This window comes from Streptomyces sp. NPDC127068, from assembly GCF_042724695.1.
Taxonomy (GTDB): domain Bacteria; phylum Actinomycetota; class Actinomycetes; order Streptomycetales; family Streptomycetaceae; genus Streptomyces.
On the sequence record NZ_JBHXEN010000067.1, the window covers coordinates 25,756 to 42,877 of the forward strand.

Below are 17,122 nucleotides of genomic sequence, written 5' to 3' on the forward strand. Positions count from 1 at the left end.
GCTGCGCCGCGGTCGGCCGACCCGTCACCGCGGGGATATCGTCGCCCGGTGGAACGTCAGAACATCGACAACCCCAGCGGCACCCGTGCCCCCGACCGCACCAGCGGCGCCGGCCCCGCACCCGACACCCCGACCGCCTGCGCCCGCTGCGGCACCACCGACGGCGCCGCCACCACCTGGACCTGTTCCGTCGAGAACGGAGTCCGCCGCTACTTCTGCGACCGGTGCGCCCGGAACAACCTCAGAGCCATCGAGGGTCGCCTCGACTCACCCTGGTGGTGACCGGGCGTCCCGCGGTCAGGACGAACCGGCCGGTACGGCCGCCTCGGAGACGTCCTCGTCCGGCAGGAAACCGGGAACCCACGCCTCCAACTCCGCGCGGAGCCGAACCGTCGCACCCAGCTGGCACAACACACCGATCGTGCTGAGCGTCACCCGGTGGATCAACAGATACGCCGGCGGAAGGTTCAACCGCTTGCCCAACTGGTACGCGGGCGACCGCGGATCAGCGATCCGAGCCGCCTGCCTCCGCATCCACTCCCGGGTGAACGTGAACTCGTCCACCTCGGCAGCCTCGACGATCGGCAACAGGTAGTCGACCACCCCCTGCGGATCGAGCGCGATGTCCGCCTTCACGAAACCCTCGTCACGCAACAACTGGTACACGGCCTCCGCCTCGCCGTCCAGCGTCATCCGCAGGGACTCGCCTATCGTCGCGGGCAGACCACCGGGCAACCGGTCCACCGTCCCGAAGTCCAGGACACCGAGCATCCAACCCCCGTCACCGTCCGGCAGCAGACGGAAGTTCCCCGGATGCGGATCGGCGTGCAGCAACCCCGTCCGAGCAGGGCCCGAGAACAGGAACCGGGCCAGCAACTGCCCCGCACGGTCCCGCTGTTCCTTCGACCCGTCGGCGATCACCTCCGACAGCGGAACGCCCTCGATCCACTCCGTCACCAGTATCCGATCGCACTGGTGAACCACCGCCGGCACCCACACGTCCGGATCATCGGCGAACTCCTCCGCATGGACGCGCTGCGCCTGCGCCTCCAAGCCGTAGTCGAGCTCCTCCTCGACCCGGTCCCGCATCTCGGCGATCAGCGGCTTCACGTCCACGCCCGGCAACAGCGGCCCCAACATCTTGGCGAAGCGCCCCAGTTGCGTGAGGTCCGACAACAGCGCCTCACCCGCGCCCGGATACTGGATCTTGACGGCCACCTCGCGCCCGTCGTGCCAGACCGCGTGGTGCACCTGACCGATCGACGCCGCCGCCGCCGGCTCGTCCTCGAACTCCTCGAACAAGTCGCGCCAGTCTTCCCCCAACCGCTCCACCAACACCCCGTGCACCGTGCGCTTCGGCATCGGAGGCGCGGCCTCCTGGAGCTTCGTGAGGGCGGCCCGGTACGGCCCCGCCACCTCTTCCGGAAGGGCCGACTCGAAGACGGACATCGCCTGCCCGAACTTCATCGCCCCGCCCTTCAGCTCACCGAGGACCTTGAACAACTGGTCGGCCGTGCGCTGTTGCAGCTCCCGCCCCACGATCTCCGCGGACTTGCCGCCGATGCGTTTCCCGAGCCCCCACGTCGCGCGCCCGGCGATGCCGAGTGGCAGCGCGGCCAGCTTGGCGGTTCGGGTAACCGCCTTCCGGGGAAGATCAGACATACGCCCCTCCAAGTCCCAGACCGCCGTGCCGCGTACGGCGGCTACCGGGCCATTGTCTCGTGTGCCGCGGGTCGCCCGGAGGGGTGTTCCGCATTCGCGGCGCGGGCCGCCGCACCACACCGACACTCCGGGTGCGGCCCCAACGACCGCGCACGCCAGGCGAGACGCGGTAACACGGCCTCCCAGCGACTGTCCGCACTCGCCGGAACCGTACCGTCCAGCACGGCCAACGCGTGCCCGGCGGCGAGTCCCGCCACCGCAGTGGCCAGTGTCACATCACAGGGCGGGACGCGCTGCGCGGCCCCCGAACGCCACTGGGCCAACAAACGCGGCCAGGCGGGATCGTCAGCCAGCTGGTGCAACGCGAGGCACTGGGCGCAGGCCGTCACCCCGGGCAGCACCAACGGCCCCACCACCCCCGTACCCTCCACCACCCCCGCATACAGGTGCGGGACCCCGGCCGCCATGAGCTCCGCCGCCGCTCCCGGGTCGGGTGCGTGGACGTCCACCCCCTCGCGCGGGGTGAGGAGCACCAGGGCGAGCGGCGGCTCAGCGGTGGGGGAGGGGCACGGGGTGCCGGAGGTGTCAGAGGTGCCAGAGGTGTCGGGGGCATCCGGGGCATCGGGAGAAGCCTGTCCCCCGGAAGGCCGTGGTCGGGGTCGCGACCGTGGGCGGGGCCGCGGTGCCCGATCCGGCCTGGCCCCGCGCACCGCTCGACGTGCGGAGTCCTCACGCCGCTCACCCACTGCATCGGGACCGTGCCCACCCGGTCCCACCTCCCAGGGCGCGACGCGACCCCCGTCGCGCACGTCCACCAGCCCCACCCCCGCCGCCGCCAGCAGCGAGGCGATCACGGCACCGGTACGCCCCGCACCCCGCACCTGAACCCGCGCCGTGCCGCGCGCCGCCAGGGCACGCATCGCCGCGCCCGCCCCCAGCCGGGTCACCGTCAGCGAGGCGTGATCGGCGCGGAGGCGGTCGACGACGGTGCCGCGCCGGCGCAGCGCCCCGGCCGAAGGGCCGCCGCCCGTCGTGTCGTCCAGGAGCCCCGCCTCAGCGAGCTGCTCCACTACGGCATCGGCGCGGCCGTCGGGCAGCCCCAGCCGCCGGGCCTCCTCGCGCAGGAGCACGCGTCCCCGGGTGCCGTCGAGGAGGGCCAGGAACGAGGCGGTCGCCGGGTCGAGGGGCCCGAAGGTCAGCGCGTGCGCCGGAGCCACGCCGCACTGAACGGTGCGCAGGTCACGCCAAGCACGTCGGAGAGCGGGCTTCAGCAGGGGGTGCGCGGGCATGGCGGGTGCTCCTTGGGCGGTGACGGTTGATTTGGTTCGCGCTGTTCTTGGGGGGGCTCCCCCCTCCCCCTCCCCACCCCAGCCCCCCTCCCCACCCACACCCCCGCACCGCCCTCCCCTCGCCGCCGCCCCGCGGGACGGCGGCGGATGCCGGGCCCAGGAGCCCGAGCACCGACCAGTGGTCGTGTCCCCGTACCCCAGATCCGGCCCCGGGTCTTTGGCCCCGGGTCTTTGGCCCCGGTCCGGCCCCGAGCCCGGCCCCGGCCCAGGAAGAGCGGGCTGCTGCACCGGCGGAGACCCCCGTGCTCCGCCGGTGTGTTCAATGATGCGGAATCGGGGGTGAGGGTGCGGAAAGTTATCCACAGGCGGGGGGATTCTTCATACCGGCTCGACGCTGAGGGAGTGGATCAACGGGGACCCGACCCGGGGTCGGGACTTCTCACCGGTGCAACGGGTAACGTCGTGGCGTGCCCGTCGACCCCTTGCACAGCGCCGGACAACCACCGCGCAGTACGACGAGCCGCCTGTCCGGCGGCTCGCGGTCGAGCGCGGTCGAGGTGCGCAGGAGTGCGCGTCGACGGCGTACGGTCTCCGCGTACCGGGAGGGCGACCGTACCGTGGTGCTCATCCCCGCCCGGATGTCCGAGGCGGAGGAGCAGCGGTGGGTGGGCGTCATGCTCGACAAGCTCGCCGCGCAGGAGAGCAAGCGGCTGCTCGGGGACGCGGAGCTCGTGCAGCGCGCCGAGCGCTTGTCGGGGCAGTACTTCGACGGTCTCGCGCGACCGCTGTCCGTGCGGTGGGTCACCAACCAGAACACCCGTTGGGGGTCGTGCACGCCTTCCGAGGCCAGCATCCGGCTCTCGCACCGGCTCCAGGGGATGCCCGAGTACGTCGTCGACTACGTGTTGCTCCATGAGCTCGCGCACCTGCTGGTGCCGGGGCACGGTCCGGACTTCTGGCGATTGCTGGAGGCGTACCCCAAGACCGAGCGGGCCCGCGGCTATCTCGAAGGAGTGGTCGCCGCCGACCGGCTCCCGTACCGGCCGGTGACGTCCGAGGAGTGACGCCCCGGGGCGGCGCCCCGACGGCACTGCCGGGCGCCCCCTTCGCCGCACCGTCGGTCACGACACGACACGACACGACACGGCACGGCACGGGCCGGCGCGCGGACGCAGCACGAGTGATCGTTTGGTGTGCCGTTGCGAATGCGTTTGTGTACCGGGTCTGTACCGGGATGCTCCGATGTCGGCGTTTGCGGTTAGCCTGTCGCGACGTACACGTATCCGGGATGGGGGACGGTCGTAACGCATGGCCAGGGAATTCCAACGGGGCCACAAGGCCAAGATCAGTGATCTCACCGCGGGTACCGATCTGTACGTCGGTGTGCAGATAGCCGCGCCGGGGTTGACCTTCGACATCAGCTGCTTCGGGCTCGACGCGAAGGACGAATTGTCGGACGACCGGTACTTCGTGTTCTTCAATCAGCCGAAGAGCCCGGAGGAAGCGATTCAGCTGCTCGGCCCGCAGGCCGGGGACACCGAGTCGTTCCGGGTCACGCTGGAGAAGATCCCCGCGACCGTCCACAGGTTGTCGTTCACCGCGGCGATCGACGGCGCCGGCCAGATGTCGCAGATCGCGCCCGGTTACCTCCGTATCGTCGCGGGTGGCGAGGAAGTCGCCCGGTACCCGTTCGACGGCACCGAGTTCACGACGGAGCGTGCCGTGATGCTCGGGGACCTGTACCTGAAGGACGTGTGGCGCTTCGCCGCCGTCGGGCAGGGGTTCGACGGCGGGCTGGACGCGTTGCTGCGGAACTTCGGCGGCGAGGTCGCCGAGGATGAGCCGGCCGCCCCTGATCCGGTGCCCGGGTTCGCACCCCCGGCCCAGGGCCAGCCGGCTCCCGGCTTCGCGCCCCCCGCAGCACCGGCCCCCGCGCCCGGTTTCGCACCGCCAGCCCCCGCACCGACCGTGCAGCCCGCGGCGCCCGCCGCTCCCGTACCGCCCGCCGCCGTGCAGCCCGCGCCTCCGGTGCCGCCGGTCCACGCCGCGCCGACGATGGCCGCGCCGCTCGCCGCGGCCCCGCCCGGACACACCCAGCCGTCGGCCCCGCCGCCGCCGGGATACCCCCAGCCCGTCGCACCCCAGGTGCCGGCGCCGTCCGCCCCGCCGCCCCCCGGCTACGGCACGCCGTCCGCCCCGCCGCCCCCGGGCTACGACCAGCCGCAGGCGCCCCACCAAGGCCAGGCGCCCCACCAAGCTCAAGCGCCCCACCAGGCCCCGGCCCCGTTCGCCGCCGGTCAGCCCTTCGCCGCCGGGGCACCGAGTGCGCAGGCCGCCACCCCGACGGGTGTCGCCGCCGGACTGCAACGCTTCAACGAACTCGCGACCGGCCAGCGCTGGACGATGCAGAGCGAGAAGCTGGCCCGGGTGGACCTCGCCGCCGGAGGCGGCGGCGTGCTCGCCCGGCAGGGCAGCATGGTGTTGTACCAGGGCAAGGTCGACTTCAGCCACAAGAGCGCCGGCTTCGTCGGCCGCGCCGTCGGCAGCGGCACGGGCCAGGAGATGCAGCTGATGCGCTGCACCGGCAAGGGGCAGGTGTTCTTCGCCGAGGAGGCGTCGCACCTGCACACCATCGAGTTGCAGGGCGACGCGGTCTGCGTCTCCGCGGAGAACGTCCTCGCCTTCGACGAGACGCTCCAGTACGAGGTCCGCCGCATCGAGGGGCACGGCATTCCGGGCGGCGCCCTGTTCACCATGCAGTTCCAAGGGGCCGGCACCCTGATCGTGAAGACGCACGGCGTCCCGGTCGTCCTGCCGGTCACCCCGAGCACGTTCGCCGACTGCAATGCGCTGGTCGCCTGGTCGGCGGGCGCCCAGGTGATCGTCACCAGTCAGGTGCGACTGCGGTCGAACCGCTCGGCGGGCTCCACGGGTGAGGGCGTGAACCTCCAGTTCCGCGGCGCGCCCGGGAACTTCGTCGTCGTCCAGCCCTACGAGGCCTGAGGGAGACCGTCATGATGGACCCACACTTCCCGGGCTTCGCCCCGGCCCCCGCCGCCCCCGTGGGCGTCCGCATGGAGAACCACGGCAAGCACATGGTCAAGGTGGCCCTCCAGACCGGGCAGGACGTCTACGCCCGGGCCGGCTCCATGGTCGCCTACGACGGATACGTCCAGTACGACGGCAGTCCGCCCGCGCTGCGCCAGCAGGCCCGGGAGTGGGCGACCGGTGAGGGCGCCCCGCTGATGCGGTGCTTCGGCGACGGGCTGCTGTACCTCGCCGACTACGGTGCCGACACCGTGGTGCTGAACCTGGGGGGCGACGCGATCTCGGTCAACGGCAGCAACCTCCTGGCGTTCGACGCCCACCTCCAGTGGGGCGTGGAGAAGGTCAAGGGACTCACCCGGCTCGCCGGCCAGGGCCTGTGGAACGTCACGGTCGGCGGTCAGGGCTGGGTGGCGCTCACCTCGCGCGGCACGCCGATCGTCGTGGAGTGCGGCCGGGGCGAGGACGAGACGTACGTCGACCCCGACGCGCTGCTCGCCTGGTCCCCGAACCTCAAGGTGAAGGGCAAGCGCAGCTTCAAGGCCGGGGCGCTGGTCGGCCGGGGCAGCGGCGAGGCATTCCAGATGGCGTTCTCCGGGCAGGGCATCGTCGTCGTCCAGCCCAGCGAGGACAGCACCGACCGTCTCCGTATCCGGGGCTGAGGGGAAGCGCACACCATGCAGAGCCCGCTGTTCGCCCATGCGGACAACCAGACCCGGGAGCGGTACTCCCTCCAGAACCCGCAGCTGCTGCGGGTCGCCCTGACGGGCCGGGACGACGTCCTCGCCCGCAAGGGGTCGATGGTCGCCTACCAGGGGTCCGTCGAGTTCGACGCCGAGTACCAGAGCGGCCAGGAACGTCGCCGTCGCCGACAGACCGGTGAGGGCCTGGACCTGATGCGCTGCCAGGGCGAGGGCATCGTGTACTTCGCGAACCTCGCCCAGTACGTCCACCTGGTCGACATCGAGTCGGACGGCCTCACCGTCGACAGCTCCTACGTCCTCGCCCTGGACTCCACGCTGAACTTCCAGGTCATCGCCGTGGACAGCCAGTACGGCATCTCGGGGACCGGGAAGTACCAGCTCAACATCACCGGCCGGGGCAAGGTCGCCCTCATGACCTCCGGTGAGCCGCTGATGTTGCGGGTGGGGCGCGAGAGCACCTCGATCAACGTCGACTCGGACGCGATCGTCGCCTGGTCCGCCGGGCTGCGGGTCCAGATGCAGGCCCAGACCCAGTCGAGCACGGCGCGCAGCCGCCGCGGCAACACCGGGGAGGGTTGGGAGCTCGGCTTCCAGGGCGAGGGGTACGTCCTCGTGCAACCGAGCGAGTTGTTGCCCCCGCAGAACGCGCGGATCGGGTCCGGTGTCGCCGCGCAGTTCGGCATGGGCGACCGCGGCTCCCACGGCCAGAACCGCGGCAACGACTGGAACTGACCGCCCGGCCGCGCATCCCGAGCCGGCCCCGTCGCGGGGCGTGTGTGACGGAACGGTGACGACCGCCTCCCGCAACGGTCATCGTCCCGTCACACACCCTGCTCGGCGCGGTCACGCCCACCTGTGAGCATCCCTGCCGTCCCCGGTACCCACCCGGGGATGGAAGAGAGGCTCACACTGTGTCTGCTGTCCTCACGACGCCCGGCCGGGACCTGCCGTACTCCGCCGCCACAGCGCACGGCCACCGACCCGCGGGACACGGCCCGGGTTCCGGCCCCCAGGCGGCGCCCGTCCGGCTGGAGCCCGTCACCGAAGCCCAGTACCGGGCGTTCCTGGCGTCCCGCGCCGGCGACGCGCTCGGCGCCGGCTTCCTCCAATGCCCGTCGTGGGCACGTGTCAAGGAGCAGTGGCGGCCCCTGCTGTTCGGTTGGGGCCCGAACCCGGCCGCCGGACTCCTGCACGGGGTCGCCCTGGCGCTGCTGCGCCAGTTCCCCGGCACCCGCAAGTACTTCGCCTACCTGCCGGAGGGCCCGGTCGTCGACTGGGCGGCGCCGGACGTCGACGCCTGGCTCGACCCGCTGCTCGACCACCTGCGGGCCGCCGGCGCCTTCGCGGTGCGCATCGGGCCCTCGCCCGCCCACCGCCGCTGGACCGCCCGGACCCTCAAGGCCCGGACGGGTCCCGGCGCGCACCTCACCGACGTCCTCGACTGCGCGGTCGACCCGCTCGGCACCGTCGTCGCCGAACGGTTGCGCGCCCGCGGCTGGCACCGCTGCGGCGACCCCGTCCGCGGCGCGAAGGGCGGCCCGGGCGCCGCGGCCGTCGCGGGCGGCGACGGGGACGCCCAACCCCGGTACGTCTTCCAAGTGCCGCTGGCCGGGCGCACCCCCGACGAACTGTGGTCGGGGCTCAACCAGGAGTGGCGGCGCAACATCCGCCGGGCCCAGAAGTCCGGTGTCGAGGTCGTCGTCGGGAGCGCCGCCGAACTGCCGGAGTTCTACCGGCTGTTGGGCCTGACCGAACGTCGCGACGGGTTCCGTCTCGGTCGTTCCCTCGACTACTACGAGCGCCAGTACGCGGCGTTGAACGCCGAGGAGCCCGGCCGGATGAGGCTCTACCTGGCCCGGCACGCCGGGGAGGTCCTCGCCGCGCACACCATGGTCACGGTGGGCCGGCGGGTCTGGTACCAGACGGGCGCGTCCGCCGACCACCGCAGGGACGTGCGGCCGTCCAACGCCCTCCAGTGGCGGATGATCCTGGACGCGCACGCCCTCGGCGCGGACGTCTACGACATGCGCGGGGTGCCCGCCACCCTCGACCCCGCCGACCGGCCCTTCGGGCTGATGCGGTGGAAGCTCGGCACCGGGGGCGAGGTCGTCGAGACGCTGGGGGAGTGGGAACGTCCGCTGCCCGGCACCACCAACCACGCCCTGTACCGGGCCTTCCAGGCGTACCTGGCCCGCCGGTGAGCGTGACCGCCGGACCCGGGGCGCCCACCGGACCCGCGGCGAGCACCCCGCGCACCCGCGTCGACCGTCGGGCCGCCCCCTCCGTCGCCCGCAGCGGCGCGATCATGGCCGCCGGGTCCCTCGTGTCCCGGGCCACCGGGTTCCTGCGCTCCGCGATCGTCGCCGCCGCGCTCGGCGTGGGGCTCGCCGCCGACGGGTACGCGGTCGCCAACGCCGTCCCGATGATCGTCTACACCCTGTTGATCGGCGGCGCCCTCAACGCGGTGTTCGTCCCCGAACTGGTGCGGGCCGCGAAGGAACACGCCGACGGGGGCGCGGCCTGGACGGACCGGCTGCTCACCGTGTGCGTGCTCGCGCTGCTCGCCCTCACCGGGGCCGCGGTGTGGGCGGCACCCGTGATCGTGGAGGCGTACACCGGGTACGACGGGGAACAGGCCGCCCTCACCGTCGCGTTCGCCCGCTACTGCCTGCCGCAGATCTTCTTCCTCGGGGTGTTCACCCTGCTGGGTCAGGTGCTCAACGCGCGCGGCCGGTTCGGCGCGATGATGTGGACCCCGGTCCTCAACAACGTCGTCGTCATCTCCGTGTTCGGCCTGTACCTCGCGGTCGGCGACGGCGGTGACCTCACCGGTGCGGAGACCGCGCTGCTCGGCTGGGGCACCACCGCCGGGATCGCCCTCCAGGCGGTGGCCCTGGTGCCCGCGCTGCGCACCGCCCGGTTCCGCTGGCGGCCCCGTTTCGACTGGCGCGGCAGCGGACTCGCCCGGCCGCTGCGCTCCGCGGGCTGGCTGGTGCTGCTCGTCCTCACCAACCAGGCCGCGTACTGGGTGGTGACCCGGCTCGCCACCACCGCCGGTGAGCGGGCCGCGGCCCTCGGCACCGACGGGGGCGTCGGGTTCAGCGCCTACAACAACGCCTACCTGTTGTGGGCGGTGCCGCACGGCATCGTGACGGTGTCGCTGGTCACCGCCCTGGTGCCGCGGATGAGCCGGGCCGCGGCCGACGACGACCTCGCGGCCGTGCGACGCGACGTGTCCGGGGCGCTGCGCACCTCCGCCGCGGCGATCGTGCCCGCGGCCTGTGCGCTGTTCGCCCTCGCGGGGCCCGCCATGGCGGTGGTCTTCCAGTACGGGCGCACCGACGCCGACGACACCGCCGCCATGGCGCTCACCCTGATGGCGTTCGCCCCGGGACTCATCGCGTTCTCCGGGCAGTACGTGGTGGCCCGCGCCTTCTACGCCCTGTCGGACACCCGCACCCCGTTCTTCCTCAACCTGGTGATCGCGGGGCTGAACGCGGGCCTGGCCGTCACCGCGTACCTGGTGCTGCCGGCGCGGTACGCGGTGACCGGCATGGCGGGCGGCTACTCGGTCGCCCTGCTCCTCGGCTGGGCCCTCACCGCGTACGTCCTGCACCGCAGGCTCACGCCCCGCCGCACCGCCCCGGTCGCCGGCCACCGCCGCGGCGGCCGGCCCGCGGGCAGCCGCCGGCGGGCCCGCCGGTCGCCGACCCGCCCGCTGTGGCGCTCCACCACCCTGGGGGAGCACGGTCGGCTGCTGGCGGCGGCGGTGCCCGCCACCGCCCTCGCCCACTACACCACCGTGGGTCTCGCCCCGCTGGGCCACCTGATCGCCGCGATCGGGGGCGGTGCCGTCATCGCCGTCGTCTTCGCGGTGCTCGCCCGACCCTTGCGCCTGACCGAACTCGACCGGCTGACCAGCGGCGTCACCCGACGCCTGCTGCGGCGCTGATCCCGACCCCTGGAATAATCCGCTCATGCCACGTGTGCTCCTCATAGAAGACGACCTCTCCGTCCGGGAAGGGGTCGCACTCGGTCTGCGCCGCCGGGGACACGAGGTGCGTACGGCCGCCACCGGGGAGGACGGGCTGGCCGCCGTCGACGATTTCCACCCCGACCTCCTGCTGTTGGACCTGATGCTGCCCGGCGTCAACGGCGTCGAGGTGTGCCGCCGGGTCCGGGAGCGCAGCCAACTCCCGATCATCATGCTCACCGCCCGCGGCGACGACTTCGACATCGTCATCGGGCTGGAGGCGGGCGCCGACGACTACATCGTCAAACCCGCCCGCACCGAGGTCATCGAGGCCCGCATCCGCGCCGTGCTGCGCCGGCTGGACACCCCCGGCTCCGGGCGATCCGCCGTCGAGACGCACGGGGAACTCGTACTGGACCGGGCCGGGCTCGCCGTCTCCAAAGCGGGGCGCGCCCTCGCCCTCGCCCCCTCCGAACTGCGGTTGCTGCTGCATCTGAGCGCGGCTCCCGAGCAGGTCTTCAGCCGTCAGCAGCTCCTCGAACACGTCTGGGAGCACAGCTACCACGGTGACGCCCGGCTGGTCGACGCCTGTGTGCGGCGGCTGCGCAACAAGATCGAGGACGTCCCCGGCAGCCCCCGCTACATCCAGACCCTGCGCGGCTTCGGCTACCGCTTCGGCCCCCTGTGATCGGCCGCCCCCGCCGGTCCCGGCACGCTGCGGACGCGACGGCACGGGACGCGACCGGGCCCGCCCGGCGGCGCCGGCGGGCGCCGTTCGGGCTGCGGACCCGGCTCGTGCTGGCGTTCCTGCTGGTCGCCGCCGTCAGCGCCGGTACCACCGCGACCCTCACCTATCGGGAGGCCCGCAACTCGGTCCTCAGTTCCGTGCAGGACACCGCGGTGGCGTCCTTCCGCGAACAGGTCTCGGGGATGTGGGTGCAACCGCCGCTGACCCGCCGCAGCATCCAGGACGAACTGCTCAAGATCGCCCGCAAGGGCAAGCCCCGCACCTGGGTCGTCTTCGCCGAGTACGGGAGTCTGCGGGTGTCCTCGGGCACCAGCCCGACGTCCACGGTCATCACCCCGCAACTGCGCCGCGCCGCCACCTCGCCCGACCACCCGCACGGCAGCTTCCAACGGGTGCTGAAGAACGGCGAGCCCTACCTCACGATCGGTGTGCCGGCCGTCTTCCGGGCCGGCACCGACGGGGTGCTGCCCACCCGCCTGGTGCTCTACGCGGTGTTGCCGATGCGCGAGGAACAGGCCCAGACCGAGGCTCTGGTCGCCGCCGCCCGGGCCGGGGCCATGCCGGGCCTCGCCATCGCCCTGGTGCCCGCCCTGCTCGCGGCCCGCAGCGTGCTCCGCCCGGTGCGCGAGCTGCGCCGGGCCGCCCGCAGCATGGGCAGCGGGCGGCTCGACACCCGCATCCCGGTCCGGGGCAACGATGAACTCGCCGACCTCGCCCACACCTACAACGAGTCCGCGGGCAAGCTGGAACAGTCGGTCACCGAACTCCGACGCGCCGAGGAACGCGCCCGGCGCTTCGCCTCCGACGTCTCCCACGAACTGCGCACCCCGTTGGCCGGGATGCTCGCCGTCACCGAGGTCCTGGACGAGGACGCCGAACGGTTGCCGCCCGACACCGCCCAGGCGGTCCGGCTGATCAGCGCCGAGACGGGGAAGCTGGCCGTGCTCGTCGAGGACCTGATGGAGATCTCCCGCTTCGACGCCCGCGCCGCCGAACTCCACACCGACGAGGTCGACGTGGCAGAAACGATTCACCGCACCCTGCGCAGTCGGCACTGGACCGGTGGGCACCCCGAAGGGGTCCGCACCGACCTGCCCGACGGCATCCGGGCCCGACTCGACCCGCGCCGTTTCGACGTCGTCGTCGCCAACCTCGTCGGCAACGCGCTGCGCCACGGCGCCGCCCCCGTCACCGTCCGGCTCCGCCGGGGCACGACGCCCCACGGCACGCCGACCTTCGTCACCGAGGTCATCGACAGCGGCCCCGGCATCCGGCCCGAGGTGCTGCCGCACATCTTCGACCGTTTCTACAAGGCGGACGCCGCCCGGGTGCGCTCCGCGGGCAGCGGGCTCGGCCTCGCCATCACCCAGGAGAACGTCCACTTGCACGGCGGCGCCGTCCGCGCCGCCAACCTCCCCGGCGGCGGCCTCGGCGTCGACGGCGCGGGCGCCGTGTTCACCGTGGAGATACCGCTGTACGGGCCGGAGGGCGCGCAGTGAACACGAACGGCACCCGAAGCGTCGGGCGACCCGTGCGCCGCCGGACCGTGCGCGGCCTGGCCCTGGCTGCGGCGCTCGCCCTCACCGGCTGCGGGGTGCAGGCCACCGACGTCATCGAAGCCGGCGGCCCCGCGACGGTCCTCGTCATTCCCGGCGAGGGCAACTGGATGCTGCTGTTCTTCGAGACCCCGGACGGCGAGCTGATCCCGGTGCCCCGCCCCCTCACCAACGGCACCTGGGGCGGCGCCACCCCGGTGACCCTCGGCCGGGCGCTCAAGACGCTCCTCGACGGCCCCACGAAGGAGGAACGCGCCGCCGGACTGCGCACCGGACTGCCGAAGTCGTCCGTCGTGGGCAGCAAGCTGGGCATCGGCACGAACGCGGCGGGGAACGCCACGGCGGTGTTCCTGCCGCTGCGGCTCGCCGACCTCGACGACCGGGCCGTCGAACAGGTCGTCTGCACCGTCGCCTACGCGGGGAGCCCGAGCGGTACGCGCCCGGTGGCCCTGCACGGAACGGACGTCGACATGGAGGCCACCACCTGCCGAGTCGACGTCAACCGCGACGACGTCCCCCGGCCGGCGGCCTCGACGCCGTCCCAGCGCACCTGGCCGCGTCTGCCGGCCGAGCCGACCGAGCCGACCGAGCTGACCGAGCCGACCGAGCCGATCGAGCCGGCGTCGGAACGGTTCTCCGGCGAACCGCCGCCGACCAGCGGGACACTGCCGCCCGCCGTCCCCTGAGCCCCGTCACAGCAGGGCGCGGGTGCCCTCCAGCAGCCGTACGACCGAGGCGTCCGCGACCTTCGCCACCTCGTCGTAGCCGAACCAGCGCAGGTCCAGGGACTCGTCGCTGAGCGTTTCCACCGCCCCCGCGGGGGCCAGCGCGGCGTACTGCACGTCGAGGTGCCAGGCGCACGGCGTCAGATGCCGGTCGAGCCGGACCGGTCCGCCGCGCAGCAGGCGCAGCGAGGCGATCCCGGACTCCTCGGTGGCCTCGCGCAGCGCCGCACCCGCGAGGGTGCGGTCACCGGATTCGCAGTGACCGCCCATCTGGAGCCACTTGTGGATCTTGCCGTGGAGGGTCAGCAGGACCCGTTCGCGCTCCGGGTCGACGACCAGGGCACTGGCCGTGACGTGACCGTCCCCGCAGGACCTCCACACCCCGTCCGGGTGGGCGGCCAGGTGCGCGAGGTACAGCTCCCGCAGTTCGTCCTGGTCGCCGTACCCGCGCAGGACCTCGACCGTGTCGTCGTACAGGCTCACTTGCTGTCGTCGCCGTCCTCGCCGTCGGTGCTGTCCTTGCCGTTGCCGTCGTCGGGGCCGGTGGCGCCGGGGTCGGCCTTCTTCGCCGGGCCGTCGGTGCCGGTGGGGCCGGTGGCGCCCGCCGCCTCGCCGAGGAGCTTGTCCAACTCGGAGAAGTCGAGCTGCTCGCGGTGGACGAAGCCGTCGGGGTCGTCCAGGTCGGAGGCCGTGGGCAGCATGTCCGGGTGGGCCCAGAGGCCGTCGCGCCCGTCCACCCCGCGCGCGTCGGTGAGCGAGGCCCACAGCCGGGAGGCGTCCCGCAGTCGGCGCGGACGGAGCTCCAGACCGATCAGGGTGGCGAAGGTCTGTTCGGCCGGGCCGCCGGAGGCGCGGCGTCGACGCAGCGTCTCGCGCAGGGCGTCCGCCGACGACAGCCGGGGCTTCGCCGCCTCGTGCACCACCGCGTCCACCCAGCCCTCGACCAGGGCGAGGGCGGTCTCCAGCCGGGCCAGGGCGGCCTTCTGCGCCGGCGTGTCCTCCGGCTGGAACATGCCCTGCTGGAGGGCGTCCTGCATCTGCTCCGGGTTCGACGGGTCGAGCTGGCCGACCATGTCCTCCAGCTTCGAGGTGTCGACCTGGATGCCGCGCGCGTACCCCTCGACCGCGCCGAACAGGTGCGCCCGCAGCCACGGCACATGGGCGAACAACCGCTGGTGGGCGGCCTCGCGCAGGGCCAGGTAGAGCCGCACCTCGCCCTCGGGGACGCTGAGGTCCTTGCCGAAGGCGGCGACGTTCAACGGGAGCAGTGCGGACTTCCCGGTCGGGCCCAGGGGCAACCCGATGTCGGAGGAGCCGACGACCTCACCCGCGAGGACGCCGACGGCCTGGCCCATCTGCGTGCCGAACATGGCGCCGCCCATCGAGCGCATCACGCCGATCAGCGGGCCCGCCATGGCCTGCATCTCGTCCGGCAGCACCTGACCCATGGCCGCGCCGACCCGCTCGGCGACCGGGTCGACCAGTTCCCGCCAGACCGGGAGGGTGGCCTCCACCCACTCGGCGCGGCTCCACGCCACGGCCGAGCCCGAACCCGAGGGCAGCGAGGTGACGCCGTCCAGCCAGAGATCGGCCAGCCGTACCGTTTCCTCGACCCAGGCGTGGTCCGCCGGACTCACGCTGGCGTCCTTGGTGCCGTCGGGCGTGCCCTGGGAGACCGTCTGGCGGGCGATCTGCTTGGCCATGTCCCAGTTCACCGGGCCGCCCTCGTACGAGAGCATCTGGCCGAGCTGCTGGAACGCGGCGCCCAGGTCGTTGGGGTTCATCGAACCGAACATTGCGGCGAACGGGTTGTCCCCGCCCTGACCGCCCATGCCGGGCAGCCCGAAACCGAACGGATTGGCAGGTCCCTGACCACCACCGCTCTGGTCCTTCTGCTTGCCCTCGTCGCCGTTGTCCGGCTCCTCCGGCGGAAGGCCGAATCCGAATGGGGTGTCACTCACGGGATTCCTCGGCTCGTCGGGCCGCCGGTGTCTCCCGACGGCGAATGCGCTGCGTCACCACCCAGCGTAGACACCCCGGGCCGATCGAGCCTCGGTGCTCCGCCGACTCCCGGCCTGCGGCAGGATGGGTGCCACCTGGTCCGTACGCGTCACAAGCCGTACGTACTGAAGACAACCGCTGGAGACGCCCGGTGAGTTCCCCAGATCAACAGGTTCGCGCAGCGCGAAACCACTCGGCCGGCCCGCCACCGCGCGGGCCCGTCGTCGCCGTGACCGGCGCGGCGGCCGGGGTGGGCGCGCTGCTCGTGGCGCGGCTCGCCGCGAGCGACGAGGTCAAGCGGGTCGTCGCCATCGACGAACGGCGCGGTGACTGCGAGGACGCACAGTGGCACGTCCTCGACGTGCGCGACCCCGCCATCGCCGAGAAGCTCCGCGGCGCGGACGTCGTCGTCCACCTCGCCCTCGACCTCGACCTGGAGACCGACGCGGCGGCCCGCACCGCCTACAACGTCCGCGGCACCCAGACCGTGCTCACGGCCGCCGCGGCCGTCGGGGTGCGCCGGGTCGTGCTGTGCACCTCCGCCATGGTCTACGGGGCCCTCGCCGACAACGAGCTGCCGCTCGCCGAGGACGCCGAGCTGCGGGCCACCGCCGAGGCGACCGGTGTCGGCGACCTGCTGGAGATCGAACGGCTCGCCCGCCGGGCGCCCAAGGCGCACCCCGGACTGAACGTGACCGTGGTGCGCCCCGCCGTGCTCGTCGGCGGCACCGACACCGCGCTGACCCGCTACTTCGAGTCGCCCCGGCTGCTCGTGGTCGCCGGCTCCCGGCCCGCCTGGCAGTTCTGCCACGTCGACGACCTGTGCGGGGCGCTGGAGTACGCGGTGCTGGAGAAGGTCGAGGGCGAAGTGGCCGTCGGCTGCGAGGGCTGGCTGGAGCAGGAGGAGGTCGAGGAGCTCAGCGGCATCCGCCGCATGGAGCTGCCGTCCGCCGTCGCGCTCGGGGCCGCCGCGCGGCTGCACCGCATCGGGCTCACGCCGTCGCCCGCGGGGGACCTCGCGTACACGATGTACCCGTGGGTGGTCAGCGGGAGTCGGCTGCACGACGCGGGGTGGCGTCCGCGGTGGACCAACGAGGAGGTCCTCGCGGAGCTGCTGGAGGAGGTCTCCGGGCGGCACACGGTGGCCGGGCGGCGGCTGGGGCGCAAGGACGCGACTGCCGCGGGGGCGGCGGGGGCTACGGTGGCGTTGCTCGGTACGGCTGCGCTCGTGCGGCGGGCGCGCAAGGCGCGCCGCCGCATCTGACGGTTCCCGTCGCGGTTCGCGGTCGCTGCGGGTGCGCTGTTCCGTGCGCCCCTGGGGGGTGCCTCTTGACGCGCGCTGTTCCCTGCGGGCATGTCGTGGTTGCCCGCGCAGTTCCCCGCGCCCCTATGGGGCTGCCCCTCTGAGGGGCCCAGCCG

15 protein-coding genes are annotated in these 17,122 nt (G+C 73.2%); 11 read left to right on the forward strand and 4 right to left on the reverse strand.

Annotated elements, in window-relative coordinates:
* Window positions 1-48: 48 nt before the first annotated feature.
* The gene (locus ACFWIA_RS31065; RefSeq protein WP_387010586.1) at window positions 49-282 is read left to right on the forward strand and encodes a hypothetical protein; all 234 of its coding nucleotides are present in this window, start codon (window positions 49-51) and stop codon (window positions 280-282) included.
* Between the two features lie 15 nt (window positions 283-297).
* Here the strand turns inward: ACFWIA_RS31065 and ACFWIA_RS31070 are convergent, their stop codons facing one another.
* Together ACFWIA_RS31070 and ACFWIA_RS31075 are read right to left on the reverse strand one after the other, a co-directional pair.
* Window positions 298-1,662, reverse strand: coding sequence for an ABC1 kinase family protein (locus ACFWIA_RS31070; protein ID WP_387010587.1), 1,365 nt, complete (start codon window positions 1,660-1,662; stop codon window positions 298-300).
* A gap of 41 nt (window positions 1,663-1,703) precedes the next feature.
* Window positions 1,704-2,951: a ThiF family adenylyltransferase gene (locus ACFWIA_RS31075; protein ID WP_387010588.1), complete on the reverse strand. Its 1,248-nt coding sequence runs from the start codon at window positions 2,949-2,951 to the stop codon at window positions 1,704-1,706.
* A gap of 467 nt (window positions 2,952-3,418) precedes the next feature.
* Here ACFWIA_RS31075 and ACFWIA_RS31080 point away from each other — a divergent pair, with 467 nt between their 5' ends.
* The 9 genes from ACFWIA_RS31080 to ACFWIA_RS31120 all read left to right on the forward strand — a co-directional run bounded on the left by ACFWIA_RS31080 (window position 3,419) and on the right by ACFWIA_RS31120 (window position 13,663).
* Complete coding sequence (locus ACFWIA_RS31080) at window positions 3,419-4,015, forward strand: M48 family metallopeptidase (protein ID WP_387010589.1); 597 nt, start codon at window positions 3,419-3,421, stop codon at window positions 4,013-4,015.
* Between the two features lie 244 nt (window positions 4,016-4,259).
* Window positions 4,260-5,954 carry a TerD family protein gene (locus tag ACFWIA_RS31085; RefSeq protein ID WP_387010590.1) on the forward strand — a complete coding sequence of 565 codons (1,695 nt, stop codon included), beginning with the start codon at window positions 4,260-4,262 and terminating at the stop codon, window positions 5,952-5,954.
* A gap of 14 nt (window positions 5,955-5,968) precedes the next feature.
* The gene (locus ACFWIA_RS31090) at window positions 5,969-6,658 is read left to right on the forward strand and encodes an AIM24 family protein (RefSeq protein ID WP_387010598.1); all 690 of its coding nucleotides are present in this window, start codon (window positions 5,969-5,971) and stop codon (window positions 6,656-6,658) included.
* A gap of 15 nt (window positions 6,659-6,673) precedes the next feature.
* A complete protein-coding gene (locus tag ACFWIA_RS31095; protein ID WP_387010591.1) occupies window positions 6,674-7,432 on the forward strand; it encodes an AIM24 family protein in 759 nt (252 codons plus the stop codon).
* 296 nt (window positions 7,433-7,728) lie between these two features.
* A complete protein-coding gene (locus ACFWIA_RS31100; RefSeq protein ID WP_387010599.1) occupies window positions 7,729-8,901 on the forward strand; it encodes a lipid II:glycine glycyltransferase FemX in 1,173 nt (390 codons plus the stop codon).
* A 2-nt stretch (window positions 8,902-8,903) separates the two neighbouring features.
* Window positions 8,904-10,652, forward strand: coding sequence for a murein biosynthesis integral membrane protein MurJ (murJ, locus tag ACFWIA_RS31105; protein WP_387010600.1), 1,749 nt, complete (start codon window positions 8,904-8,906; stop codon window positions 10,650-10,652).
* A 25-nt stretch (window positions 10,653-10,677) separates the two neighbouring features.
* The gene (locus ACFWIA_RS31110) at window positions 10,678-11,361 is read left to right on the forward strand and encodes a response regulator (RefSeq protein ID WP_387010592.1); all 684 of its coding nucleotides are present in this window, start codon (window positions 10,678-10,680) and stop codon (window positions 11,359-11,361) included.
* A complete protein-coding gene (locus ACFWIA_RS31115; protein WP_387010601.1) occupies window positions 11,361-12,920 on the forward strand; it encodes an ATP-binding protein in 1,560 nt (519 codons plus the stop codon). Before ACFWIA_RS31110 ends, ACFWIA_RS31115 begins: the two co-directional genes overlap by 1 nt.
* Complete coding sequence (locus ACFWIA_RS31120; protein ID WP_387010593.1) at window positions 12,917-13,663, forward strand: hypothetical protein; 747 nt, start codon at window positions 12,917-12,919, stop codon at window positions 13,661-13,663. Before ACFWIA_RS31115 ends, ACFWIA_RS31120 begins: the two co-directional genes overlap by 4 nt.
* A gap of 6 nt (window positions 13,664-13,669) precedes the next feature.
* Here the strand turns inward: ACFWIA_RS31120 and ACFWIA_RS31125 are convergent, their stop codons facing one another.
* Both ACFWIA_RS31125 and ACFWIA_RS31130 read right to left on the reverse strand, forming a co-directional pair.
* Window positions 13,670-14,185: an NUDIX hydrolase gene (locus ACFWIA_RS31125; protein WP_387010594.1), complete on the reverse strand. Its 516-nt coding sequence runs from the start codon at window positions 14,183-14,185 to the stop codon at window positions 13,670-13,672.
* Window positions 14,182-15,663: a zinc-dependent metalloprotease gene (locus ACFWIA_RS31130; RefSeq protein WP_387010595.1), complete on the reverse strand. Its 1,482-nt coding sequence runs from the start codon at window positions 15,661-15,663 to the stop codon at window positions 14,182-14,184. Before ACFWIA_RS31130 ends, ACFWIA_RS31125 begins: the two co-directional genes overlap by 4 nt.
* A 191-nt stretch (window positions 15,664-15,854) precedes the next feature.
* On the opposite strand from ACFWIA_RS31130, the gene ACFWIA_RS31135 reads away from it, so the two are divergent.
* Window positions 15,855-16,967 carry an SDR family oxidoreductase gene (locus ACFWIA_RS31135; RefSeq protein ID WP_387010596.1) on the forward strand — a complete coding sequence of 371 codons (1,113 nt, stop codon included), beginning with the start codon at window positions 15,855-15,857 and terminating at the stop codon, window positions 16,965-16,967.
* The last annotated feature ends 155 nt before the right edge of the window (window positions 16,968-17,122 follow it).